This window comes from Vibrio sp. MOR3, from assembly GCF_001557775.1.
GTDB lineage: Bacteria > Pseudomonadota > Gammaproteobacteria > Enterobacterales > Vibrionaceae > Vibrio > Vibrio jasicida.
In genome coordinates, this window is the sequence record NZ_LNRD01000006.1 from 123,986 (window position 1) to 143,823 (window position 19,838).

Consider the following 19,838-nt stretch of genomic DNA (forward strand, 5'->3'; position numbering starts at 1 on the left):
GTATCGATGCGTGAAACTTGATACTATCTTCGAACAGAAATAGAGCAATTCATCCAAATATCGGATAGTCCCAGGACAACATCCATTCACTGGATTCATACAATATCAATTCGGAGTAGATTTGAACTGGAAAAGACTTGTGCAGTTTTACAGTGTTCCGCCCTCACAAGCGGCATTAGCACTGGGCATGATCGGACTTGGCCAAGCTTGGGCGCTCTATGTACCAGATATAGGTGAACCTATACGCCCTTTCCTCGCTGCGCTAGGCGCGCTTCTTCTCACTCCGGTTCTATTGAAATACGCAACCAGCCCACGTTTGTTTATGGCAGACATCAAGCATCCTCTTAGCGGCAGTTTGATGGCGCCAATGAGCATGGCATTATTGATGCTGTGCGACTATCTTGCAGCCGTCGAACCGATTATTGCTTACCCACTGTGGTTCATGGCCGTTGCGTTGCATTTTACCATGATGGTAATGTTCTTCGGTTTTCAGATAATGAACTTCAAAATGTCGAATATCGTCCCGAGTTGGTTCTTATATCCGGTGGGGTTGATCAGTTCTTCACTTGCTGGGTCTCAGTTTGGTCACAATGTCTTTTCTGAAACCTTGGCAATGATGTGTATTGGCATTTACTTCTTTATGCTGCCATTAGTGTTGTATCGCCTCGTTTTCTTTGGCTCTCTCCCCCGTAGAGCACGTCCAACCCTTGCGATCATGGCAGCTCCGGTGAACTTGTCTTTAGCGGCGTATTTGGTCAACTTTGGCGAGCCAGACCCGATTCTCACAGGCGCATTGGCAGGCATCGCGATCACCATGACCTTGCTGATTTATCTGTGTTACTTCCGTTTATTGCGTCTTAAATTCCAACCGTCCATTGCGGCCGTGACTTTCCCTTCGGTCATCAGTGCAATCGCGATGCACCGTTTAACCTCTTTCTTTGCTGAATCTCACCCACAATGGCACTGGTTACATGACTTTGGATTCTTAGAACTGAGTATCGCCACTGTTCTTGTCGTTTGGGTATCTGCTGGTTATGTAAAAATGTACTGGCCAGAACTGGTAAGAACGCCTTCAAAATAGACATAAAAAAACGACCTCATTGCGAGGTCGTTTTCTTTTGTTCTTAGCAAGCTCATATCCCGATAAACATTACTCGATGCACATTAGCTGATACATTGAGTTAGCCTATAAACTTGGCCATAAAGTTGCTGATATTGGTCATGCTTGACGCCGCCATCACTACGACAATTGCAACGCCCGTCAGCGTTAAGTAGGCTGGGTGTTTGTAGTCACCTACGATGTCTTTTCTGCGTGTCGCCACCAACACCATACCTAAAACGATTGGCAGAATAATACTGTTAACAAGACCAGCCAGCATTAGCAGCAAAATCGGCATATTCATCGTCACAGTGCCAAGCGATGTGATGATAATGAAACCGACACACCATGCTTTCTCGTTGCGAGCCACAACTGGGAACAGTGTTTTGATAAGGGAAATCGCCATGTACGAGTTACCCACAACCGAGGTAATCGCAGCAACAAACAACACCAAACCAAAGATAAAGTAACCTACTTCACCCGCACCTTGACGAAACGCGTCTGCGGCTGGGTTTGCAGAATCCAAAGTCGCGCCTGTTGCAATCACACCGAACACTGCCATAAACAACAGGATGCGAATCACCACGGCAATTGAAATACCGGCCCAAGCTGCCGTCTTGATAACGGGTACGTTCTCTTTACCTTGCAAGCCGATATCAACCAAACGCTGTGCGCCTGTGTAATAGCCACCTACTGCGCCACCAACGATCGTTAGCGTCGGTAATAGCAGGCTGCCAACATCAGTAGGCATTATTGCTGCGCTCAAGGTCTCCCCCATTGGCGGTAAACTGGTCATCGCAACGTACGCAATTAAGATGATCATAAACAAGCCAAGGTAGCGTGCCATTTGGTCCATGCGCTTAGAAGCGTTGTGCACCACAAACAGAAAACAACCAACTACGCCTGTGAAGAGAGCACCCCAAGTTGTATCCACCCCCGTCAGTACGTTAATACCGAGCGCAGAGCCACTTACGTTACCGAAGTTAAATGCAACCGCGCCAAGTGCCAGAAGAATGCCCACCACGTAGCCCATACCCGGTGCTACTTTGTTGGCAATGTCTTGAATGCGCATACCAGACACACCTACGATGCGCCATAAGTTCATCACAATACCAAAGGTGATAAACATGGAAGCGAATACAGGGAATGCCATGTCGATTTTGTAGATGTTGGTGAAGACCGCTGTTTGGGTTAAAAAGCCAGGTCCCACAGACGTGGTCGCCATTAAAAACGCGACACTAAGAATTGCTTTCTTTTGCCAACTGTTTTCCGATGCTTGAATAGAAGCTGGAGCAGCCGGGTTGATGGTGGTTTGTGTGGTCATGCCAAATCTCAATTTTGTTGCCTTTCTACTATTAGAAAACAGAAAGACAACTGACCGAGATCAGCTGAGCTTGAAGAATCAAATTGGGCAGAACGAATAGAGAAGTGAAACCTTCGCAACCGTTTGCAGGGCGCGGATATTAAGTCTATCGCATGTGACTGTCAACACAGAAATCGATAAATGATTTTTGTCGTATTCATTCTCAAATCATTATTTATTTCAGAAAGATACAAAAAAGGATGGCGTTTGCCATCCTCTTAGAATAGTGCTTGGTTACTTAGCGTAAACCGTGCAGAAATTCGGCACGCGTTGCTGGGTTACTTTTGAAGATGCCACCCAATGCTGTTGTTGTCGTTTCGCTGGTTGCATCCATCACACCACGAGATTTCACACAGTAGTGTGTTGCGTCGATCGTCACTGCCACATCATCGGACTCAAGCAACGTTTGAAGTGCAACAAGAATCTGCTGTGTCATACGCTCTTGTACTTGTGGACGCTGGGCAAAGAAGCGAACGATACGGTTGATCTTTGATAAGCCAATGATCTTGCCACGTGGAATGTAAGCCACAGCAGCCTTGCCATCAATGGTCACAAGGTGGTGTTCACACGTGCTAGTCACAGTGATGTCTTTCACGCGAACCATTTCGCTCACGTTCATCTTGTTTTCAATCACTGTAATTTTAGGGAAATTGGTGTAATCCAAACCTGAGAAGATCTCATCCACGTACATCTTCGCAATGCGATGCGGAGTTTCTTCCAGGCTATCGTCAGTAAGGTCAAGCTGAAGGAGGCTCAAAATCTCACGCATATGATGCTCGATCTTCTCTTTCTTCTCTTCACGGCTTACGTTATTTGGCTGCATTGGCGTTTCCAAACCACGTTGCTCTAGCGCTTCTTTTACTAACTTCGCTGACTCGCTAAGACCTAACATTCCACTTCCTCTTTTGTTACTTCCGCTTTAATACAAACCCAACCAAAATTGCATTCATATTTTTCGCTTTGAGCTGCTCAGTTCGTGTCTTTACACCAAGTCACATCAAATATAGGTACTGAGCTGATTTTATTGAGCTCCGCGGGCTTTTTACCCCTTTCTGATGGCTGACAAGGATACTCGGATTTTTGAATAATTACACCCATATTTTATAGGTGGACATTCTTACTCGGTCCCCTTTTTATGGTAAAGTTGCCACAAAACAAAAGAACACAGGATTTTCTCAATGGGCTGCTGCGACGCACCTGGCTTGATGCCAATTGAAGAAGCGATGGACAAAATGCTATCGCGAATCAAACCTATCCAAACAACGCTTTCTCTTCCACTTGCTGAAGCACTCGGTTTTGTACTGGCAGAAGACATCCTGTCTCCTATTCACGTACCGCCATTCGATAACTCAGCAATGGATGGTTACGCTATTCGCATTCAAGATCTTGAGTCATCTTCTGTATTGCCTCTGGCAGGTAAATCATTTGCAGGACAACCTTTTGAAGGTGAATGGCCTCAAGGTACCTGTGTTCGCATCATGACTGGCGCAAAAATCCCACAGGGTTGTGATGCCGTTATCATGCAAGAAAACACAGAAGTAACGGATGCTGGCATTCAATTCAACCAAACTGACGTGAAGCCGCAAAACAACATCCGCCCAACAGGTGACGACATCAAACAAGGCGACATCGTACTGGCAAAAGGTGCACGTTTAACACCTCGCGATATTCCGATGATTGCGTCTCTTGGTGTTAGCCATATAACAGTAGTACGTAAGCCAAAAGTTGCTTTCTTCTCTACTGGTGATGAACTTAAACCACTGGGCGAACCGCTAGACGAAGGTCAAATCTACGACAGCAACCGCTACGGTATTAAACCGCTTATCGAGAACTTCGGTTGTGAAGCCGTTGATCTTGGTATCATTCCAGACTGCCCAGAGACTCTAAAAGCGACCTTTGAACAAGCGCAAACATTGGCAGATGTGGTCGTGACCTCAGGCGGTGTAAGTGTGGGCGAAGCGGATTACACCAAAGACATTCTTGAAGAACTTGGGGAAATTGGTTTCTGGAAGCTAGCAATCAAGCCGGGTAAACCTTTCGCATTTGGTAAGCTAAGTACAGCTTGGTTCTGTGGTCTGCCGGGCAACCCGGTTTCTGCCGTACTCACCATGTATGTGCTTGTTCAACCAATGCTGGCAAAACTTGCAGGCCATACAGAATGGAAAGCACCCGAGTCTATTCCGGCAACAACCAAAACCGCCTTTAAGAAAGCGCCTGGTCGCACCGATTACCAACGCGGTATCTACACGCTGGAAGATGGCAAGTTTGTGGTTGAAACAACGGGCAACCAAAGCTCTGGCGCATTCCGCTCAATGAGCCTAGCCAACTGTTTTGTTGTGTTGGAACGTGAACGCGGCCGAGTTGAAGTGGGCGAAACGGTTCAGATTCAACTATTCAACTCAACCCTTTACTAGGAAGTCGTTGTGGATATTCTTTCCGATCAGGAAATGCTACGTTACAACCGCCAAATCATTCTTCGTCAGTTTGACTTTGATGGACAAGAAGCACTCAAACAAGCATCGGTACTGATGCTTGGTGCTGGGGGTTTAGGTTGCGCATCAAGCCAATATTTGGCGACTGCTGGTGTCGGTAAAATCACGCTGATTGATGATGACATCGTCGAGCTGTCTAACCTTCAGCGCCAAGTTCTGCACCACGATTCGGATATTGGTCGTAAGAAGGTAGACTCAGCGGCCGATGCACTACGTGAGCTTAACCCGCACATTATCGTAGATACCATTGCAAAACGTCTTGATGATAAAGCGTTAGAGAGCCGGATTAAGCAGCACACTATTGTTGTCGATGCATCAGATAACGTCGAGACGCGTAATCAACTTAATCGCCTATGTTTTGCTACCAAAACACCGCTAATTTCAGGCGCGGCCATTCGTATGGAAGGCCAAGTGAGTGTGTTTACTTACGATGATCCAGCACAACCATGTTACCAGTGCTTAAGTGCCCTCTTCGGCAGCGGTGCGTTAAGTTGTGTCGAAGCCGGAGTCATGGCTCCTGTTGTTGGTATTGTTGGCGCAGTACAAGCGATGGAGGCGCTCAAAGTGATTGCTGATTACGGCCAACCAAAGAAAGGCAAAATTCTGATTTTGGACGCGCTCAGCATGTCTTGGCGAGAAATGAATCTGATGAAAATGCCGAGCTGCCCTGTATGTAGCTAAACCATTCAATACAACATTGATTAGCCCGCTCATTGCGGGTTAATTTTTATCGCCATAAAACGAAAAAGCCGCCCGAGGAAGGGCGGAAAAGTCAGCATAGGCACTGAACAAAAGGAGCGTTAAGGATTAAATTTGACTACGTTAGGCTCACCTCATTCATTGGGCTGCTTTCATATTCATTTCGTAGGTCTATCCCCGTCCGATATTCAACAATGTCTTCTATTGTCAAAACTGGCATCTCATGACGTTTTGCAAAAGCAATGGTTTCAGGAAGCTTTGCCATAGTGCCGTCTGAGTTGGTCAGTTCGCATAGCACACCGGATGGAACAAGGTTAGCAAGATACATTAAGTCAATCGTCCCTTCAGTATGCCCTCGACGAGTCAATACACCATTGGTTTTGGCAACCAAAGGAAACACGTGCCCAGGCCTTGCAAGATCATCTGGTTGAGCGTCAAAGTAGATCGCTGTTTTTACCGTTGTCACACGGTCTTTTGCTGATACACCGGTTGTCACACCTTGTTTCGCCTCAATAGACACCGTAAAAGCTGTTTGGTTTTTACTTCGGTTATCTTCAACCATAGGAGGCAACTCCAGCCAGTTCGCTCGTTCTTGAGTTAAACACAGACACACAATACCACTGCACTCTCTTATCATTAACGCCATTTGTTGATCAGTAAGGTGCTGCGCTGAAAAAATGAGGTCACCTTCGTTTTCTCGGTTCTCATCATCCATTAATAAAACACCGTTTCCATTTTTCAATGCCTCAATCGCCCTTTCGACTCTTTGCTGCGGATTACCAAACTCTTTTAAAAGTGATGTAGAACTCATGATTTCTTCTCCTTGAAACTTGTTATAAGTAAGCGAATGCGTCAGCGTAAAGTTGGTCGAGTTCCGCGCCTCTTTCCTTACAAAACCAATTTCGAGCGACTTCCACCATCTTCCCAGGACCACATAAGTAGATATCGAACTCAGATAGATTGCGAAAATCATTCATCACGCAATCGAGCACTTGTCCATGCTTTGCATATTGAGGTGAATTTGAAACTTCAGTAATAGGGACATAGCTGACATTTTTGTTTTCTAGCGCAATATCAACGAGCTCATCATGCACGTAGAGATTGTCCATGTCCTTTGCTCCCCAATAGACATAAATCGGTTGGGTAAACCCGCGCTGCAGACTGTTTCTTAAAATGCTCAGCGTGTATGACATGCCCGTCCCACCAGCCACAAGTAACAGTGGTTTTACACTTTGGCTTCGCAGCCAAGCTTCGCCTCTTGCTTCACTCACTTCTAACTTTTTACCGCTGAACCAAGCATTAGTCAGCTCTTCCATTACGAGAATATTCTTATTGCGCAGTTCTGAGCCTCCAATATGAAGTTCCAGAAACCCACCTTCAGACGGGCAAGAGGCGATAGAAAACGGCAGGCTGCCGAAGCTTAAGCTGACGTTAATGTATTGGCCTGCTTTAAAATCAAAAGGTTGGTCCGGTTTTAAAACCACACGGAAGATACAGCTAGTCAGTGGTTCTATCTTTTCTATCGTACATAACATGGCATTTATTCCTTCCCGTCCTTCACTGTAATGGCTTGAGACAGGCTAAGTGCACATCCCTTTAGCCCTCTCGTATTAACTCGTCTGACGATCTCAACCGTTGTGCCAGGCCTGTCACCCTGCTCTTCTCTTACAATTCCGATATCATCAGTGACCAAAAAACAAGGGTAGCTCACCGCTGATGCATCCATATAACTCATTAGGCCCGGCTCTCCATTAGGCACGGGTTGGAGCGTAATAGGGTTCAACGCTCTAGCGAACACCCAAGGAGGCACTCTCTTTTTATGTTCGTTGTCTTCAAAAAAGCAGGTATTTAGCTCCACTTGGTTGAAGGTATCTCGGATCTGCTGCGTGCTATCTAAGCCAAAAGTGTCTAGCAGAAGCTGATTAAAGGCCTCTCGGTCGAGTGATTGGTCTTGGTGCTTCTTCCAGCCCCCACCGGTAATAATATAGAGCTCACTGCCACCATTGAAATCCTGCCCTTGTTCACGCATGAAGTGGCAAAGCAAGTAGATAAAATAAGGAGGACCAATAAGACAGATTGTCTTACCCTTTTCTTTAATCCGCGCCATATTTGCTAACGTGGCTTCGAAATCGATTTCATCTTCGCTCACCGTAAAAGCCGTCGGATAGAGCAGCTCCACCAAGCTCATCACGTATTTAAACCAAATATTATTGGCGTTAAAACGGTCAGGGCCTAAGTTGACCAGTTCCATTTGATGATCGAACCAGTCACCGACATAGTTCATACCGAAATTGACCGAACCAAGCAGGCGCTCTATGCTCAGTCGGTCTCTAGCAACCACACTTTTTATTCCACTGGTACCACTGCTTGTGAATCGATTTTCAACGTCAGTGTCATCAATCGTAAGCAACGTTCTTAGTTTAAAAATTGAAGTTGGGAAAACGGGAATATCATTAAGGTCAGAGATATCGCTTGTCACGCCTAATGATTGACAAAAATGGCGATATTCCTCGTTATTCTGGTAATGATGTCGGTACGCCTCTGTGACGAGGCGAGAAGTCAATTGCTTTTGTTGCTGCAAAGACCACTGCTGCGGTGTACCCATAAAAATCAAGTCATCGATTTCTGTGCTTGCCGCGATATTTTCCTGCTTGACCGCTAAAAGTGCGTCCATATAAGTGCCTATATAAATAAGCGCGATTGCGCATAGAGATGGAGAAAGGGGCGTCAATGTAGCCCCTTTATGCGTTGGTATGATCTTAAGCGTGGTATTTCACTATATTGGCATTCACTACATCGATGACCGCTCTTTGCTGCGTCTTATCTACGATTGACTCAAATGACATCAATACATCAGAAGCACCACAGCATTCGATTGCGATACGTGCTGCTTGTGTACTTTCTTCATAAGTACCAATTGCATTTTCAGACAACAATTCGGACATTTTTGTGGAGAAGTCACTATTTGGGTAAGATTCGCGAACATACTCTGCTAAGTACTCATGCGTTTCTGCTCTTGCTTTGTCACCATCAGGATTCTGGTTGACTAAAAGAGTCAGCTTATGACGTACGCTCGCAATATCCACACCGTGTTCGTTTGCAATATCGTTGTAAAGCATCGCGTATTCTTGGCGTAGTGCATTGGAGTCATCCCACTTAAACACAAGGGCGAGACCTCGCCTCGCTGCCCATTCAACCACTTCTTTACTTGTGGCATTCACAAACTGAGCGGGACCGCCTTCGGTATAAGCATGTGGATTTACAGAAATTTTTGGGAAACTGAAAAAATCGTTGTCTGGGTGGCAATAACCCGTTGAAAAAGCATCATTGATGATTTCATAACATGCTTCAAACACCTTAAATTGCGCATCGGTCGGACGATTGAAGAAACGCATATCAGTACTTTTTTCGCAATCACTAAATCCAAAAACAAAGCGCCCTTCACTCATTTGATCAAGTAAGCAAGCTTCTTCGGCAACGCGGACAGGGTGATGAGTGGTGATGACATGATTCAAAGAAGCGACTTTGAGATGTTGAGTCATACCAAGTAAAAAACCCGCAACCGTCAACGGTGCCCCAACGGCTCCATAGTTCGAAAAATGATTTTCATACACAGCAACAGTATCAAAGCTAAGCTGGTCGGCGTAATGAGCGGTATCTAACATCTCTTCAATGACTTGGTCTGAAGAGCGTTTTGAGTTCAAAAAATTGAGGAAGAATAATCCAAATTTCATGTCCCTTTCCTTATCGAAAATAATTATTACTGTTTCTCTTTGAGGTATGGCATCACATCAGATTGAAAGAGCTTCATAGATGCGATGATTTCTTCTTCTGAACCGTTAGCTTCAAAGCCGCAGCAAATGTTGTTGATGCCCGTAGCATCAATATCCTGCTGGATAATTGCGATGCATTCTTCAGGTGTGCCTACTGGATTGATTTCGTAGCTGTAATCAATACGACGATTCGTGTCTTTATGACCTTTCAAAACAAAATCGCGCCATTGGCCTTTGTTAAAGTCGTACCCTTTGGTCTGATTGGAGTCGTCAAAAATGGTGGTGGCATTCACGTAAGAGTCATACCAATGGCCAAGGAAGTTTCGGCAAATGTCTTTGGCTTTCTCTGAGTCATGATCAACCGAAGTAATGTAAGACAGGCAGTGGTCAATTTGGGTAACGTCGTAGCCATGCTCCGCCGCGATTTCATTGTAAAGATCGAGCTGGGCTTTCTTTTCATGCGTGTTGATGATCCAACTTAAAATCATCGGTAGACCGCGTTGTGCTGCCCATTCCGTTGTCGATGCTGACTCTGCTACCACATAAACTGGAGCTCCGCCTTTAGTATGTGCTGCTGGATTCAGTTGGACTCTGGGAAACTTGATATGCTCGTTATCTGCCGCCATGTAGCCTTCGTTAAAACCTTCCTTCATCAAGTCATACCAACAATCCATCAACGCACGGCTGTTATCCATGTCAGTACCAAATACACGAAAGTCTTTATCGTACAACCCGCGACAAATACCAAAGCGGAATCGCCCTTTCGACATTTGATCAAGCAAGTTCACGTCTTCAGCTTGTCGAACAGGATGTGCCGTTGGTAATACAATCGCAGCGGTACCAACATTAAGGTTTTGAGTCGCACCAAGTAAGTGCGCGGCAGCCACATATGGGTTACCTAATAACCCGAACTCGGTAAAATGATGCTCTAGTAGCCAAACGGTATCGAAACCACAACCTTCAGAGGCTTTGCCAAGATTAACCAATCGCTTCATCACTTCTGTCTGATCTAACTCAGGAGGTTGGTAAGTGAGAAGGAAATTTCCAAATTTCATAACGTTTCCTTATTTATTGGTGTTACGGGTAAGCGTTAAGCCATTTCTGGCGAGCGACTTTCGATTTCTGCTTTTAGACGGCGCTCATTGACCGTCGCGATGGTGAGCTGCTCGAAGTCAGGCTCGACAAAATCAACATCGATTTCTAAACGACCGCCATCCATCGCGATCGCGGCTTTCGTCACGGATTGATAAAAGTTGCGGAGGACGACTAAGTTCTCACCTAAGTCGTGGGAGCTCCCAAGCAGGGAGTACAGTTTGCAATTGCCACTACTGATCTTTCCGAGCATACCGTACACTTCCTCTTGCTCTACCCAATCATCGTTGTTGGCAGTAAAAGCAATTAACGGAACGGACGTATTGGCCACCTTGGCAAGCGTAGATTCCAATGTATCCCAGTGATGTTCAAAACAATCTCGAACAAACACTTCAGAGCCAAGTTTGTGCCCTTCGAAATCAAGATCGTTTGGCAGCTCATCGATAGGTAAGCTGAGATAATCAAACCCAAGTGCTTTTTCCAGCGTGTCACGCAGATTAACGACACCAACAGCAGTAATGAGGAAAGACAGTTCAAGATCAGCAATGACCTCATACGCCACACGAGCTGACAAACTTGCCGCAATGAGGCCGATGTTCGACATGCCCTTTTGTTGCAGCCAGTGATAGACCGTGCATAAACTGTTTTTTCCGGTGGTCATCGTAAACTCATCGATGGTACCTGAACTCAAACCGACATGGTGAAGTGAGTCATAACGGAAAACATGGAACCCATTTTCAGACAAGTATTCTGCGAGACCTGCGAAATGATCCATTCTTCTGGCAAACCCAGAAGCAATAAGAATGGTATTATTTTTTTGGGGCACACTTTCATTCGGTAGTGTTTCCCAGACATGAATTTCCTGACCATTATTCACGCTCAGCACGTGAGAAATAGTCTTGCATTGGTTTTTCATTATAAATTTCCTTATTTAAGGGACGAAAACCAAGAACTTATCTTCTTCAAGAAATCGGGTTTGCTCTATTTCTACAGATACATCCTTGGTGGTGAAACTATATGGCCTTTCATGAGACACAAATCGAACTAAACGTTGTAGTGGTCGCATCGCATCATGTGCGCCGCCTGCTCTAAATATATTGTTCATTCCGGATTCAACTATTCGCTCAACACCTTTTTTAGCAAATATATCTCGGTATTTAATTGATGCATCCCAAGGGTAAAACGAAATTGTTTGAGTTTTATGCTTAGCGATATAATCAACAACATCTTCAACCTTGTTTATTTTGTGAATATAAACACAACGACTTAAAGGATGGTTGTATTCAACACCAGCTTCTGATTCTATAATCATCCACTTATTATCTGGTTCCGATATAACATTGAGACCTGAGAATTGACACTCTAGCCGAGTAAAGGAAAATAAAGCCTCTTCATCAAAGCTTTGCTTGGACTTAGGAAGTATATTTTCATAAAGACATAGTTTTTCTACTAACTTATCTTTAAAAGCTTCGTAGTTATTCCCACAAAAATATATATTTTGAGCAGAGAAGCAAGCATTTTGGTCATAAAAGCAAATATCATGAGCGACGCCGGAAGCGGCCTCATCTAAGTTGGTCGGTTCATCTAAAATGGTAAAACTTTTTTTAGGACCAAACTTCAAAACATCAATGTGTGAAGGCGAATGCTTAACGGCCCAATCAATTGCATCCTGCCCGCCCCAAGCAACAACTGCATCCATATGACTAATTAGCTCTTCCGCAATTGTCGTATCTGCCTTATGGGGCCAATAGACGACGGAGAGTGACTTGGAAATCGGGTGTTCTGGGTTCACATCAATGAAGCTCATTGCTAGCGCATGGGCAGTAAACGGATCAGAAGCCGACATTCGAACGATACATTGATTCTTGGTCAAGATGCCGCGCAATATCGATGTCACACCAGAGAGAGGGACATTACCCGCAAGCAAATGCATGACTCGTCCTTTCGGAAAGGCTTTTACATAGCACTCTCCTTGAGGCAACCATTCATCCTGAATATGAGCAGACCCAAGTTCTGTATTAATAATGTCGTACAAGGCACTTTTAGAGCAGAGAATCATCGCGATCCAATTTGCCTCTAACTTCGCCATTTGTGGTGAGTAACCTAAATAAGTAATTAGAGTCCTAATATATGCCCTTCTTCTTGAATATTCTTCATTCTTCCAACGTTGACCTACTGTATAAAGAAAATTGATAATATTATTTACATTTAGATCACTCAAAAAGTCATAATGAAGTATTTGTGACAAAATTTCATGGTTCAGAGAATCTATCTTTACTTTTTTTTCTTCAAAAGTGATCTCATAACCTTTTCCTTCAGTAGAAACTATTTGACCATTTATAATCAATGGCAAGTGTTTTTCCATATCAAAAGCTCTCCTTCTAATTTGGAAAAACATTAGTTCTTAGAATTTGAGATTGAAAGAAATTTCATGTCAAAATACAAATAATATTACATCAATCAAACTAATTAGGTTTTATATAAACTGATGGCATTATAGCTTATATTGATTATAGTTATTCATAACATTTAAATAGGTTATAAATTTCAGTTATTTCTATTGTTAGACTCATCAAATGTTTGATAACGATAACCATTAACTCATGCATAAATACAACATACTTTAATTAGAACCTTTTCTTGTAAAGCAACCTAGGCCAAGTTAGCTCAGGCGCTTAAACAAAAGCACATATGCAAAATATGCAAAATAATGCATAAACTATAAAATTAGATACACAAAATCACACCATACACACCGCAAAGACCATGCATAAAAAAGGGGTTTAGGTAGAAAGTTTGTTCAAAATTACCCCGCCACGCATTAAAACCTAAACTTAAGCATCGCTACATTTAATGATTGCCCCAGAGTGGTTTTAAATTTTCAGAAATCGACATCAATTAAATTTTCATTTTGACTTTCAGATTAGAAATTGCAAAAAGATGAAAACTTAATTCTTATATATCAACAACTTAAAAGTTGGCACATTCCTTTCATTGCATATATCACGAACCAATGAGAGGGCGAATTATGAAAAGGACATCACTACTACTTGGGTCTCTAATAGCGAGCGCTTATGCACAAGCGGCGCCATTTGACACATGCCCAAGCAAAGCGTACCTATTCCAATCAACCCCGGTTCAAATCTATGGCGTCAATTTGGTTACAGGTTCTACGACTCTTTTAGAGGACGACACAGGTTTGGCTTCGGGCATTAACGGCGTAGGCTTTAACTTCACTGACCGTTATATCTACGGCTACGACACCACAAATAAAAAGATTGTTCGTCTTGGTCAAGACTTCCAAGCAGAGACGCTTGATGTTTCTGGTCTTCCTACCGACCACACGTTTTACGTAGGTGACGTTTACAACCATGTCTACTACTTGTACCGCAAAGGCAAAGGACTTTTCTCCATTGACCTTTCTCCACTCGATTCTGATCCAAATGCGACATTGAGCATCGTGAAAATTAGTTCAACAGCGACGGTGAATCTAACCGACTTTGCATTCCATCCAGGCGACGGTTCCCTTTACGGCATCGACAATAATTCTGGAGTGCTGTACCAGTTCAACCCATCGAATGGTAATACGACTGCGATAGGTGATACAGGCGAGTTAGGCACATTTGGTGCTGGCTACTTCGATGTAAACGGCAACTACTACGTGTCACGTAACCAAGATGGCAAAATCTATCGTGTTGACCTTTCGGAAGGCAACGCAGCCAATATCGCAGCGGGCATTGTTCCTGCGGTCGAGTTTGTTTCTAACGGCCCAAGTTCAAGCCAAAATGACGGTGCTCGATGTGCCAATGCGCCTGTGATTGACGAAGACGATCCGATCGACTTTGGTGACGCACCGGACACTTACAGTACAACGCTTGCTTCAAATGGTCCACGTCACGAAGTCGATGACGTTACTTGGCTCGGGTCTATTGGTCCAGACGGTGATTCTGATGGGCAAGCAGACGACAACGCAGTTGGTGCTGCCGATGAAGATGGCGTTGGTTTTGTTGCTGCACTCGATCCAGGTTTGAGCTCCGTTGTCGAAGTAACCGCATCAACAACAGGCTATCTATCCGCTTGGTTTGACTGGAACCGCGATGGTGACTTTGATGATGATGGCGAGCAAGTCTTCACCAATGAGCTTCTCGCTGCGGGTAGCAACTCCCTTCCATTTGTTGTTTCTACCGCTGCGACCGCCGGTTCAAGCTGGAGTCGTTTCCGTTTTAGTCAACAAACTGACCTTAACTATGATGGTGGTTCAACATCAGGCGAGGTGGAAGATCACCCAATCACAATAACGGCTAATGGTTACGCTGTGGAGCACTTCCCAGCAGTAGACGATTACGCATCCGTTGCTTATGAAGACAACTGGCCATATACAGCGGACTATGACATGAATGACGTTGTTGTTGACCTACAAATCACAGAAACCACGTTGGCTGGTCATGTCGAAAACATCAAAATCTCGGGCAAATTGGTCGCTTACGGCGCCACCTATAAAAATGGTTTTGCTATTCGATTACCTGGTGTATCACGAAGCAGTATCGAAACCGCATTGACAACACTGACATTTGATGGTGTTGAGCAAGCGTCAAACGGACTGGAAAGCATCTCTGATGAAGCAATATTTATCATTGGTGAAGACATGAGTGTTCACGCCGCCAGCAGCGGTGGATGTACTTTCTTTAGAACCGAATCTGACTGTGATACCAATACTGCACTGTTGGATTTTACCCTCAACATCTACTTTACAGAAGGTTCTGATCGCTCTGCGATAACCGATATGCCATACGACCCGTTCATCTTTGCAACACCAAATACTTACCATGGCGACGGCATCACTTTCCAACCAGGTCGAAAATGGGAAGTGCACTTACCTGGACAAGCACCAACTGAGCAATTCGATACATCCTTATATGGTCGAGGTGTCGATGCAAGTTTGAATGGCTCAAACAACTACTTCAAAACAGCTACTTACCTTCCTTGGGCTCTACTTATTGTAGAAGACTGGGAGTGGCCTTTAGAACGAATTGACATGGTTGAAGCCTACCCTGCATTCCAAACTTGGGCTGAGTCTGGAGGTACAGAGAGCGAAACCTGGCACCAATCACCAACAGCCGACAAGTGCTACAACCGTCCATAGGGAGATAATATTATGAAATACTTAACCACAATCATTATGGGATTAGCACTAACGGCATGTGGCGGTGGCGGCGGTGGTGGTGGTGGCGGTAGCAGCGACGATGATAGTTCAACACCACCACCAGCACCACCTCCAACAACAGTGACGGTTCCGGAAGAAGAGACCACCATGCAGGATTTAGTGGTACCAGAAGGCTTTAACTACAATCCAGTGAAAGAAGGCACACTTAGTGTCGATATCAGTGGTTTCTCTTCTCAACGTGCGCATTTAAGCTTGTATAAGGACTTTCAAGAAGACGGCGCAGGTAACTACAAAGCCAGTTACCCCAGCAAAGTGGCTTCTATACCCTTGAGCAATGGCCAAGCAGATTTTGATTTCAATATCTCTGACAGCCAAGGTGATTTACTGGTCGAGATTTGGTTTTACGATGGCACTGACCCAATTCGACGAGTTATTTCCACCAGTGATACGAGCTTAACGTTGTAGTCTCTGACCAAACCGAAAGGTAATAACGGTACGAACAACAAGCTTTACCGCATAATTGTCCATACTTTAACTTAAAAATCGCATCGTTCTTTTGAACATGCGATTTTTTTATTGTAAAACAGAAGGATTACTGAAGATGCGGGAAAACACGTTGAACAACCCCAAAACCTACATTTTTGTCTTTTCAGGTACCATACTGCTGTTAGTTTTTGTGCTTTGGTTAACATCATCAGAGAAAAACCAAACCGTCACTACAACGGTGATAAGTAATACATTAACTCAATCGCTTGACGGACAACGCCGATACTTAACCATCGATTTACCTGAACAAGGTCAAGCACCTATCTCGGTCCCTGTAACGGTAAATTGCCCAGTAGGTTCAACGGTGACATTCAACCAAACCACAGGTTCTCTCTTCGAGCAGCCGCTCACATTTTTGAAATGCGAATAAGCCTATTCTGCTCATTTATACAACGGCTTCATGCCATGGTAAGGAAGCACAAAACATGCAAGCACTGATTACTGTCAATGAATTACAACCACTCTTAGGTAAACCAAACCTTAAGCTCTTAGATGCGAGCATTACTTTTCAAATTCCATCCGAAACAAAGAAAATTCAGAACCAATGGATCTTTGGTACGCAGCGTTTTGATTATGACAATAACTTTTGTTTACCGAATTCCCCCCTTCCCCACATGATGCCAACGGAAGCTGACTTCAATAACCGCGCACAACAGTTGGGGCTGAATTACGATGATCTCATCGTGATCTATGACAACTCAGGTACGCTAGCAGCACCAAGAGCATGGTGGATGTTAAAAGCAATGGGGCATAACAATGTTCGTGTTTTGAATGGCGGTTTACCCGCTTGGATTGACGCGGGTTTCCCCGTCGTAGACACACTTGTACAACCCAAAGAGCTAGGTGATTTTTCTGGCAAATTGGATGAAAAGGCATTTTTGGATGCCCAAGCGGTTCTTGGCCACTCAAATCACCAAAGTGCAAATATTATTGATGCTCGTTCCAAGGCTCGTTTTTTAGGTGAAGTGCCAGAACCTCGAGAAGGTCTACGCAGTGGGCACATTCCGCATGCGGTTTGCTTGCCGTTTCAAGAACTATTAACGGACGGTCACATTAAGCCAAATTCAGAGTTGCAACAGATATTTAGCGAACTAACAATAAATAATGATAAATCAATCATTTTCAGTTGTGGTTCTGGTGTCACTGCGTGCATTTTGTTACTAGCAGCGTATCAACTAGGCATGCAAAAACTATCGGTTTATGACGGGTCATGGACAGAATGGGGCGCAGACCAATCCCTACCTATCGAGTGCTAATTTAGGAGCTATCAAAATAATATGATCGGATTAAAGAAGAACATTTGGACGCTGTACATAACGCTTTTCGCAATTAGCGTCGGTTTGTTTTCTTTATTTGGTCATTATCACTACGAATCCACCCTCGATAAATACAAAGACAAGCAGCTCTTACAATTGGAGCTGTTTGCTTCATCGGTCGATTCACTCTTTAAAGCACAAGAAACCCTTCTTGAAGTTGTCGGTCATCAGCTTGTTGAGCAAAATGACTTCACGCGCACCGCCTCTCTTCAGATGCGTCCGCTGCTAGACAATCTTATGAGTATCCACCCAGCAATCGCTGCATTTGGTTTAACAAACCCTCAAGGAGATTATCTTGCAATAAGCTCCAACTTAGATTTGCAAAAACTAAAGAACCTCAATCAAAATCCGCAAACCAAAGACACATTCATTGCCGCACTTGAATCTAATCATATGGTCGTTGGACGCACGTATTTTATGCCTGCTCTCGATTCATTGGTGATCCCAATTAGAAAAGCAATTCGTGATAAACAGGGACGAGTCACTGCTGTAATGACGGCAGGCTTCAAAATGAATTCTTCCTTGGTCTTTAGAAATGATATTCATGCCAACGAGCACAATCGCGTTTCCCTAGTACGTGAAGATGGCTACTTAACGTTTACATCCGCAGAGCAGGCGACGGTTTACAGTTATAACCATCCTGCTGATGGCCATAAAAAATCAATCGTTTTTGAGCAAGTAGACAAAAAATATGGCTGGAGCCGAGATACTGTCAAGTCACTAGCGAGCGCGGTAAATATTGTTGCAGATGACCCTAGAATCAATCAACTCGTGACGTTAAAGTATTTGCCTGACTATAAACTTTGGGCTTCTTCATCTACTGATCTCAGATATATCCAAAGTGGATTCTTTGAGCAATTCGCTCTTTATTCCATCGTATTCATTTTCATTCAAGCTGGTTTTTATGCGCTCGTCCGCTCCATTGCGAACAACGAATTGGCGACGCGAGAGAAACTCTTATATCAAGCGCACCATGACCACCTCACTCTCCTGCCCAATCGTGAATATTTGCGAACCCACATCGGTCGCTGGCTAGGAGGGGCTTCCAACCCTTTTACTCTGATGTTTATTGATGTCGATAACTTTAAATCGGTCAACGACACACACGGCCATGAATTTGGCGACGAAGTGTTAAAACAAATCGCTCAGCGCCTAAAAACGTTTGAAGCGGAAGGACGATTGATTATCCGAGAAGCCAGTGATGAGTTCATCCTTCTTGTCAATCTCGTAGATAAAGCCAGCATCAATACGCTTGCTAGCGATCTCATCGCTTATTTATCCGAACCTTACATTGTTAAAGACAACCAATTCTTACTCAGTTGCAGCATTGGTATTGCACTTTACCCATCCCATGGCAACAACCTAGATGCACTGCTTCGCTCAGCCGATATTGCGATGTACCAAGCGAAAAAAGAGCGAAACACCTACAGCTTGTTTGACCAACATATGCATGTAAAGCACTTGCACAAAATGCGCATCGAACAGCGTTTAAGGCTAGCCATCGAGAGACAAAGCCTGTTTATGGTTTATCAGCCTCAACTGAACGTAAATGGACAGGTTTATGGCGTGGAAGCGTTGATTCGCTGGCAAGACGAAGAGCTTGGTTTTGTACCACCCAATGAATTTATTCCTTTGGCCGAAAGCTCTGGTTTAATGGTTCGTCTGGGAGAGTTGATAATAGAAAAAAGCCTTATTGATATGGCAAGGTTGATGGCAACTTCACACCAACCGATTCAAATGTCGATCAACATATCGGTCAAGCAATTTATTCAGGTGAACTTCGTCGACAATCTCCTTGCATCGATTGAAAAACATGGTGTTGACCAAAATCGAATTACGTTGGAGATAACCGAAAACTTATTCATTGAGGATTTAGACAAGTTCGCACCGATTTGCGAACGCTTACACCAATTAGGCTTTAAAATTTCACTGGATGACTTCGGTACAGGTTACTCTTCTTTGAGTATGCTGAAAGCCCTTCCAATTGATGAGGTAAAGATTGATAAAAGCTTTGTCGATAACATCGAAGAGGATGAAAAAGCCCTCAACATGGTGCAAAACATCATCGCCATTGGTAAGAATTTTGGTATGAAGGTCTTAGCGGAAGGTGTAGAAACAAAGCAACAACGTGATCAGCTTGCTGTTTGTGGTTGCGACCTAATCCAAGGCTACTTCTATTCCAAACCACTGCTTTTTGAGGCGTTGATAGAATTTGCACAACAAAGCAGCAATGAAAAAGCCGTCGCAGAATAACAACGGCTTGTTTTCATTATTCCGCTAGTGTCATCGTAAAC

Annotated in this window: 17 protein-coding genes; 8 read left to right on the top strand and 9 right to left on the bottom strand. The window is 44.1% G+C overall.

The annotated features are described in order from the left end of the window. Positions 1 to 139: 139 nt before the first annotated feature. Entirely contained in the window at positions 140 to 1,081 is a 942-nt protein-coding gene (locus tag ATB76_RS13915) for a TDT family transporter (protein WP_042605647.1), read from the top strand. Between the two features lie 100 nt (positions 1,082 to 1,181). Here the strand turns inward: ATB76_RS13915 and ATB76_RS13920 are convergent, their stop codons facing one another. Together ATB76_RS13920 and folE are read right to left on the bottom strand one after the other, a co-directional pair. Then, complete coding sequence (locus ATB76_RS13920) at positions 1,182 to 2,423, bottom strand: NRAMP family divalent metal transporter (RefSeq protein ID WP_061035498.1); 1,242 nt, start codon at positions 2,421 to 2,423, stop codon at positions 1,182 to 1,184. A 277-nt stretch (positions 2,424 to 2,700) separates the two neighbouring features. Next, positions 2,701 to 3,354 carry a GTP cyclohydrolase I FolE gene (folE, locus tag ATB76_RS13925; protein ID WP_061035499.1) on the bottom strand — a complete coding sequence of 218 codons (654 nt, stop codon included), beginning with the start codon at positions 3,352 to 3,354 and terminating at the stop codon, positions 2,701 to 2,703. 286 nt (positions 3,355 to 3,640) lie between these two features. Between folE and moeA the strand changes: the two genes are divergently transcribed. Together moeA and moeB are read left to right on the top strand one after the other, a co-directional pair. Beyond that, positions 3,641 to 4,876: a molybdopterin molybdotransferase MoeA gene (gene moeA, locus ATB76_RS13930; protein WP_061035500.1), complete on the top strand. Its 1,236-nt coding sequence runs from the start codon at positions 3,641 to 3,643 to the stop codon at positions 4,874 to 4,876. Between the two features lie 9 nt (positions 4,877 to 4,885). Continuing rightward, positions 4,886 to 5,635 carry a molybdopterin-synthase adenylyltransferase MoeB gene (gene moeB / locus ATB76_RS13935; RefSeq protein ID WP_061035501.1) on the top strand — a complete coding sequence of 250 codons (750 nt, stop codon included), beginning with the start codon at positions 4,886 to 4,888 and terminating at the stop codon, positions 5,633 to 5,635. Positions 5,636 to 5,771: 136 nt separating this feature from the next. On the opposite strand, the gene ribB is transcribed toward moeB, so the two are convergent. The 7 genes from ribB to ATB76_RS13970 form a co-directional block, all read right to left on the bottom strand. Then, positions 5,772 to 6,464 carry a 3,4-dihydroxy-2-butanone-4-phosphate synthase gene (gene ribB / locus ATB76_RS13940; RefSeq protein ID WP_061035502.1) on the bottom strand — a complete coding sequence of 231 codons (693 nt, stop codon included), beginning with the start codon at positions 6,462 to 6,464 and terminating at the stop codon, positions 5,772 to 5,774. 22 nt (positions 6,465 to 6,486) lie between these two features. Continuing rightward, the gene (fre, locus tag ATB76_RS13945) at positions 6,487 to 7,188 is read right to left on the bottom strand and encodes an NAD(P)H-flavin reductase (RefSeq protein ID WP_038873089.1); all 702 of its coding nucleotides are present in this window, start codon (positions 7,186 to 7,188) and stop codon (positions 6,487 to 6,489) included. 5 nt (positions 7,189 to 7,193) lie between these two features. Further along, complete coding sequence (locus ATB76_RS13950) at positions 7,194 to 8,327, bottom strand: long-chain fatty acid--CoA ligase (protein ID WP_061035503.1); 1,134 nt, start codon at positions 8,325 to 8,327, stop codon at positions 7,194 to 7,196. An 85-nt stretch (positions 8,328 to 8,412) separates the two neighbouring features. Then, entirely contained in the window at positions 8,413 to 9,387 is a 975-nt protein-coding gene (locus tag ATB76_RS13955; protein WP_061035504.1) for an alkanal monooxygenase, read from the bottom strand. A gap of 26 nt (positions 9,388 to 9,413) precedes the next feature. Beyond that, entirely contained in the window at positions 9,414 to 10,481 is a 1,068-nt protein-coding gene (locus ATB76_RS13960) for an alkanal monooxygenase (RefSeq protein WP_038873080.1), read from the bottom strand. 35 nt (positions 10,482 to 10,516) lie between these two features. Continuing rightward, positions 10,517 to 11,434, bottom strand: a complete 918-nt coding sequence (locus ATB76_RS13965) for an acyl transferase (RefSeq protein ID WP_038873077.1) — start codon at positions 11,432 to 11,434, stop codon at positions 10,517 to 10,519. A gap of 15 nt (positions 11,435 to 11,449) precedes the next feature. Continuing rightward, on the bottom strand, positions 11,450 to 12,883 hold the full coding sequence (locus ATB76_RS13970) for an aldehyde dehydrogenase family protein (protein WP_061035505.1): 1,434 nt from the start codon (positions 12,881 to 12,883) through the stop codon (positions 11,450 to 11,452). Between the two features lie 663 nt (positions 12,884 to 13,546). On the opposite strand from ATB76_RS13970, the gene ATB76_RS13975 reads away from it, so the two are divergent. From ATB76_RS13975 to ATB76_RS13995, 5 genes are all read left to right on the top strand, one after another. Further along, a complete protein-coding gene (locus ATB76_RS13975; RefSeq protein ID WP_061035506.1) occupies positions 13,547 to 15,661 on the top strand; it encodes an LruC domain-containing protein in 2,115 nt (704 codons plus the stop codon). A gap of 12 nt (positions 15,662 to 15,673) precedes the next feature. Continuing rightward, a complete protein-coding gene (locus ATB76_RS13980) occupies positions 15,674 to 16,147 on the top strand; it encodes a hypothetical protein (protein ID WP_042605658.1) in 474 nt (157 codons plus the stop codon). Positions 16,148 to 16,298: 151 nt separating this feature from the next. Beyond that, entirely contained in the window at positions 16,299 to 16,598 is a 300-nt protein-coding gene (locus ATB76_RS13985) for a hypothetical protein (protein WP_061035572.1), read from the top strand. A gap of 55 nt (positions 16,599 to 16,653) precedes the next feature. Further along, the gene (locus tag ATB76_RS13990) at positions 16,654 to 17,484 is read left to right on the top strand and encodes a sulfurtransferase (RefSeq protein WP_061035507.1); all 831 of its coding nucleotides are present in this window, start codon (positions 16,654 to 16,656) and stop codon (positions 17,482 to 17,484) included. Between the two features lie 21 nt (positions 17,485 to 17,505). Continuing rightward, positions 17,506 to 19,797: an EAL domain-containing protein gene (locus ATB76_RS13995; protein WP_061035508.1), complete on the top strand. Its 2,292-nt coding sequence runs from the start codon at positions 17,506 to 17,508 to the stop codon at positions 19,795 to 19,797. Positions 19,798 to 19,838 lie beyond the last annotated feature (41 nt).

Bases quoted from the DNA above. Each gene is read 5' to 3' on its own strand.
- ATB76_RS13975 (WP_061035506.1), top strand. From the start codon at position 13,547: ATGAAAAGGACATCACTACTACTTGGGTCTCTAATAGCGAGCGCTTAT.
- ATB76_RS13980 (WP_042605658.1), top strand. From the start codon at position 15,674: ATGAAATACTTAACCACAATCATTATGGGATTAGCACTAACGGCATGT.
- ATB76_RS13970 (WP_061035505.1), bottom strand. From the start codon at position 12,883: ATGGAAAAACACTTGCCATTGATTATAAATGGTCAAATAGTTTCTACT.
- ATB76_RS13960 (WP_038873080.1), bottom strand. From the start codon at position 10,481: ATGAAATTTGGAAATTTCCTTCTCACTTACCAACCTCCTGAGTTAGAT.
- ATB76_RS13955 (WP_061035504.1), bottom strand. From the start codon at position 9,387: ATGAAATTTGGATTATTCTTCCTCAATTTTTTGAACTCAAAACGCTCT.
- ATB76_RS13965 (WP_038873077.1), bottom strand. From the start codon at position 11,434: ATGAAAAACCAATGCAAGACTATTTCTCACGTGCTGAGCGTGAATAAT.
- folE (WP_061035499.1), bottom strand. From the start codon at position 3,354: ATGTTAGGTCTTAGCGAGTCAGCGAAGTTAGTAAAAGAAGCGCTAGAG.
- ATB76_RS13950 (WP_061035503.1), bottom strand. From the start codon at position 8,327: ATGGACGCACTTTTAGCGGTCAAGCAGGAAAATATCGCGGCAAGCACA.
- moeA (WP_061035500.1), top strand. From the start codon at position 3,641: ATGGGCTGCTGCGACGCACCTGGCTTGATGCCAATTGAAGAAGCGATG.
- ATB76_RS13990 (WP_061035507.1), top strand. From the start codon at position 16,654: ATGCAAGCACTGATTACTGTCAATGAATTACAACCACTCTTAGGTAAA.
- fre (WP_038873089.1), bottom strand. From the start codon at position 7,188: ATGTTATGTACGATAGAAAAGATAGAACCACTGACTAGCTGTATCTTC.
- ATB76_RS13995 (WP_061035508.1), top strand. From the start codon at position 17,506: ATGATCGGATTAAAGAAGAACATTTGGACGCTGTACATAACGCTTTTC.
- ATB76_RS13920 (WP_061035498.1), bottom strand. From the start codon at position 2,423: ATGACCACACAAACCACCATCAACCCGGCTGCTCCAGCTTCTATTCAA.
- ribB (WP_061035502.1), bottom strand. From the start codon at position 6,464: ATGAGTTCTACATCACTTTTAAAAGAGTTTGGTAATCCGCAGCAAAGA.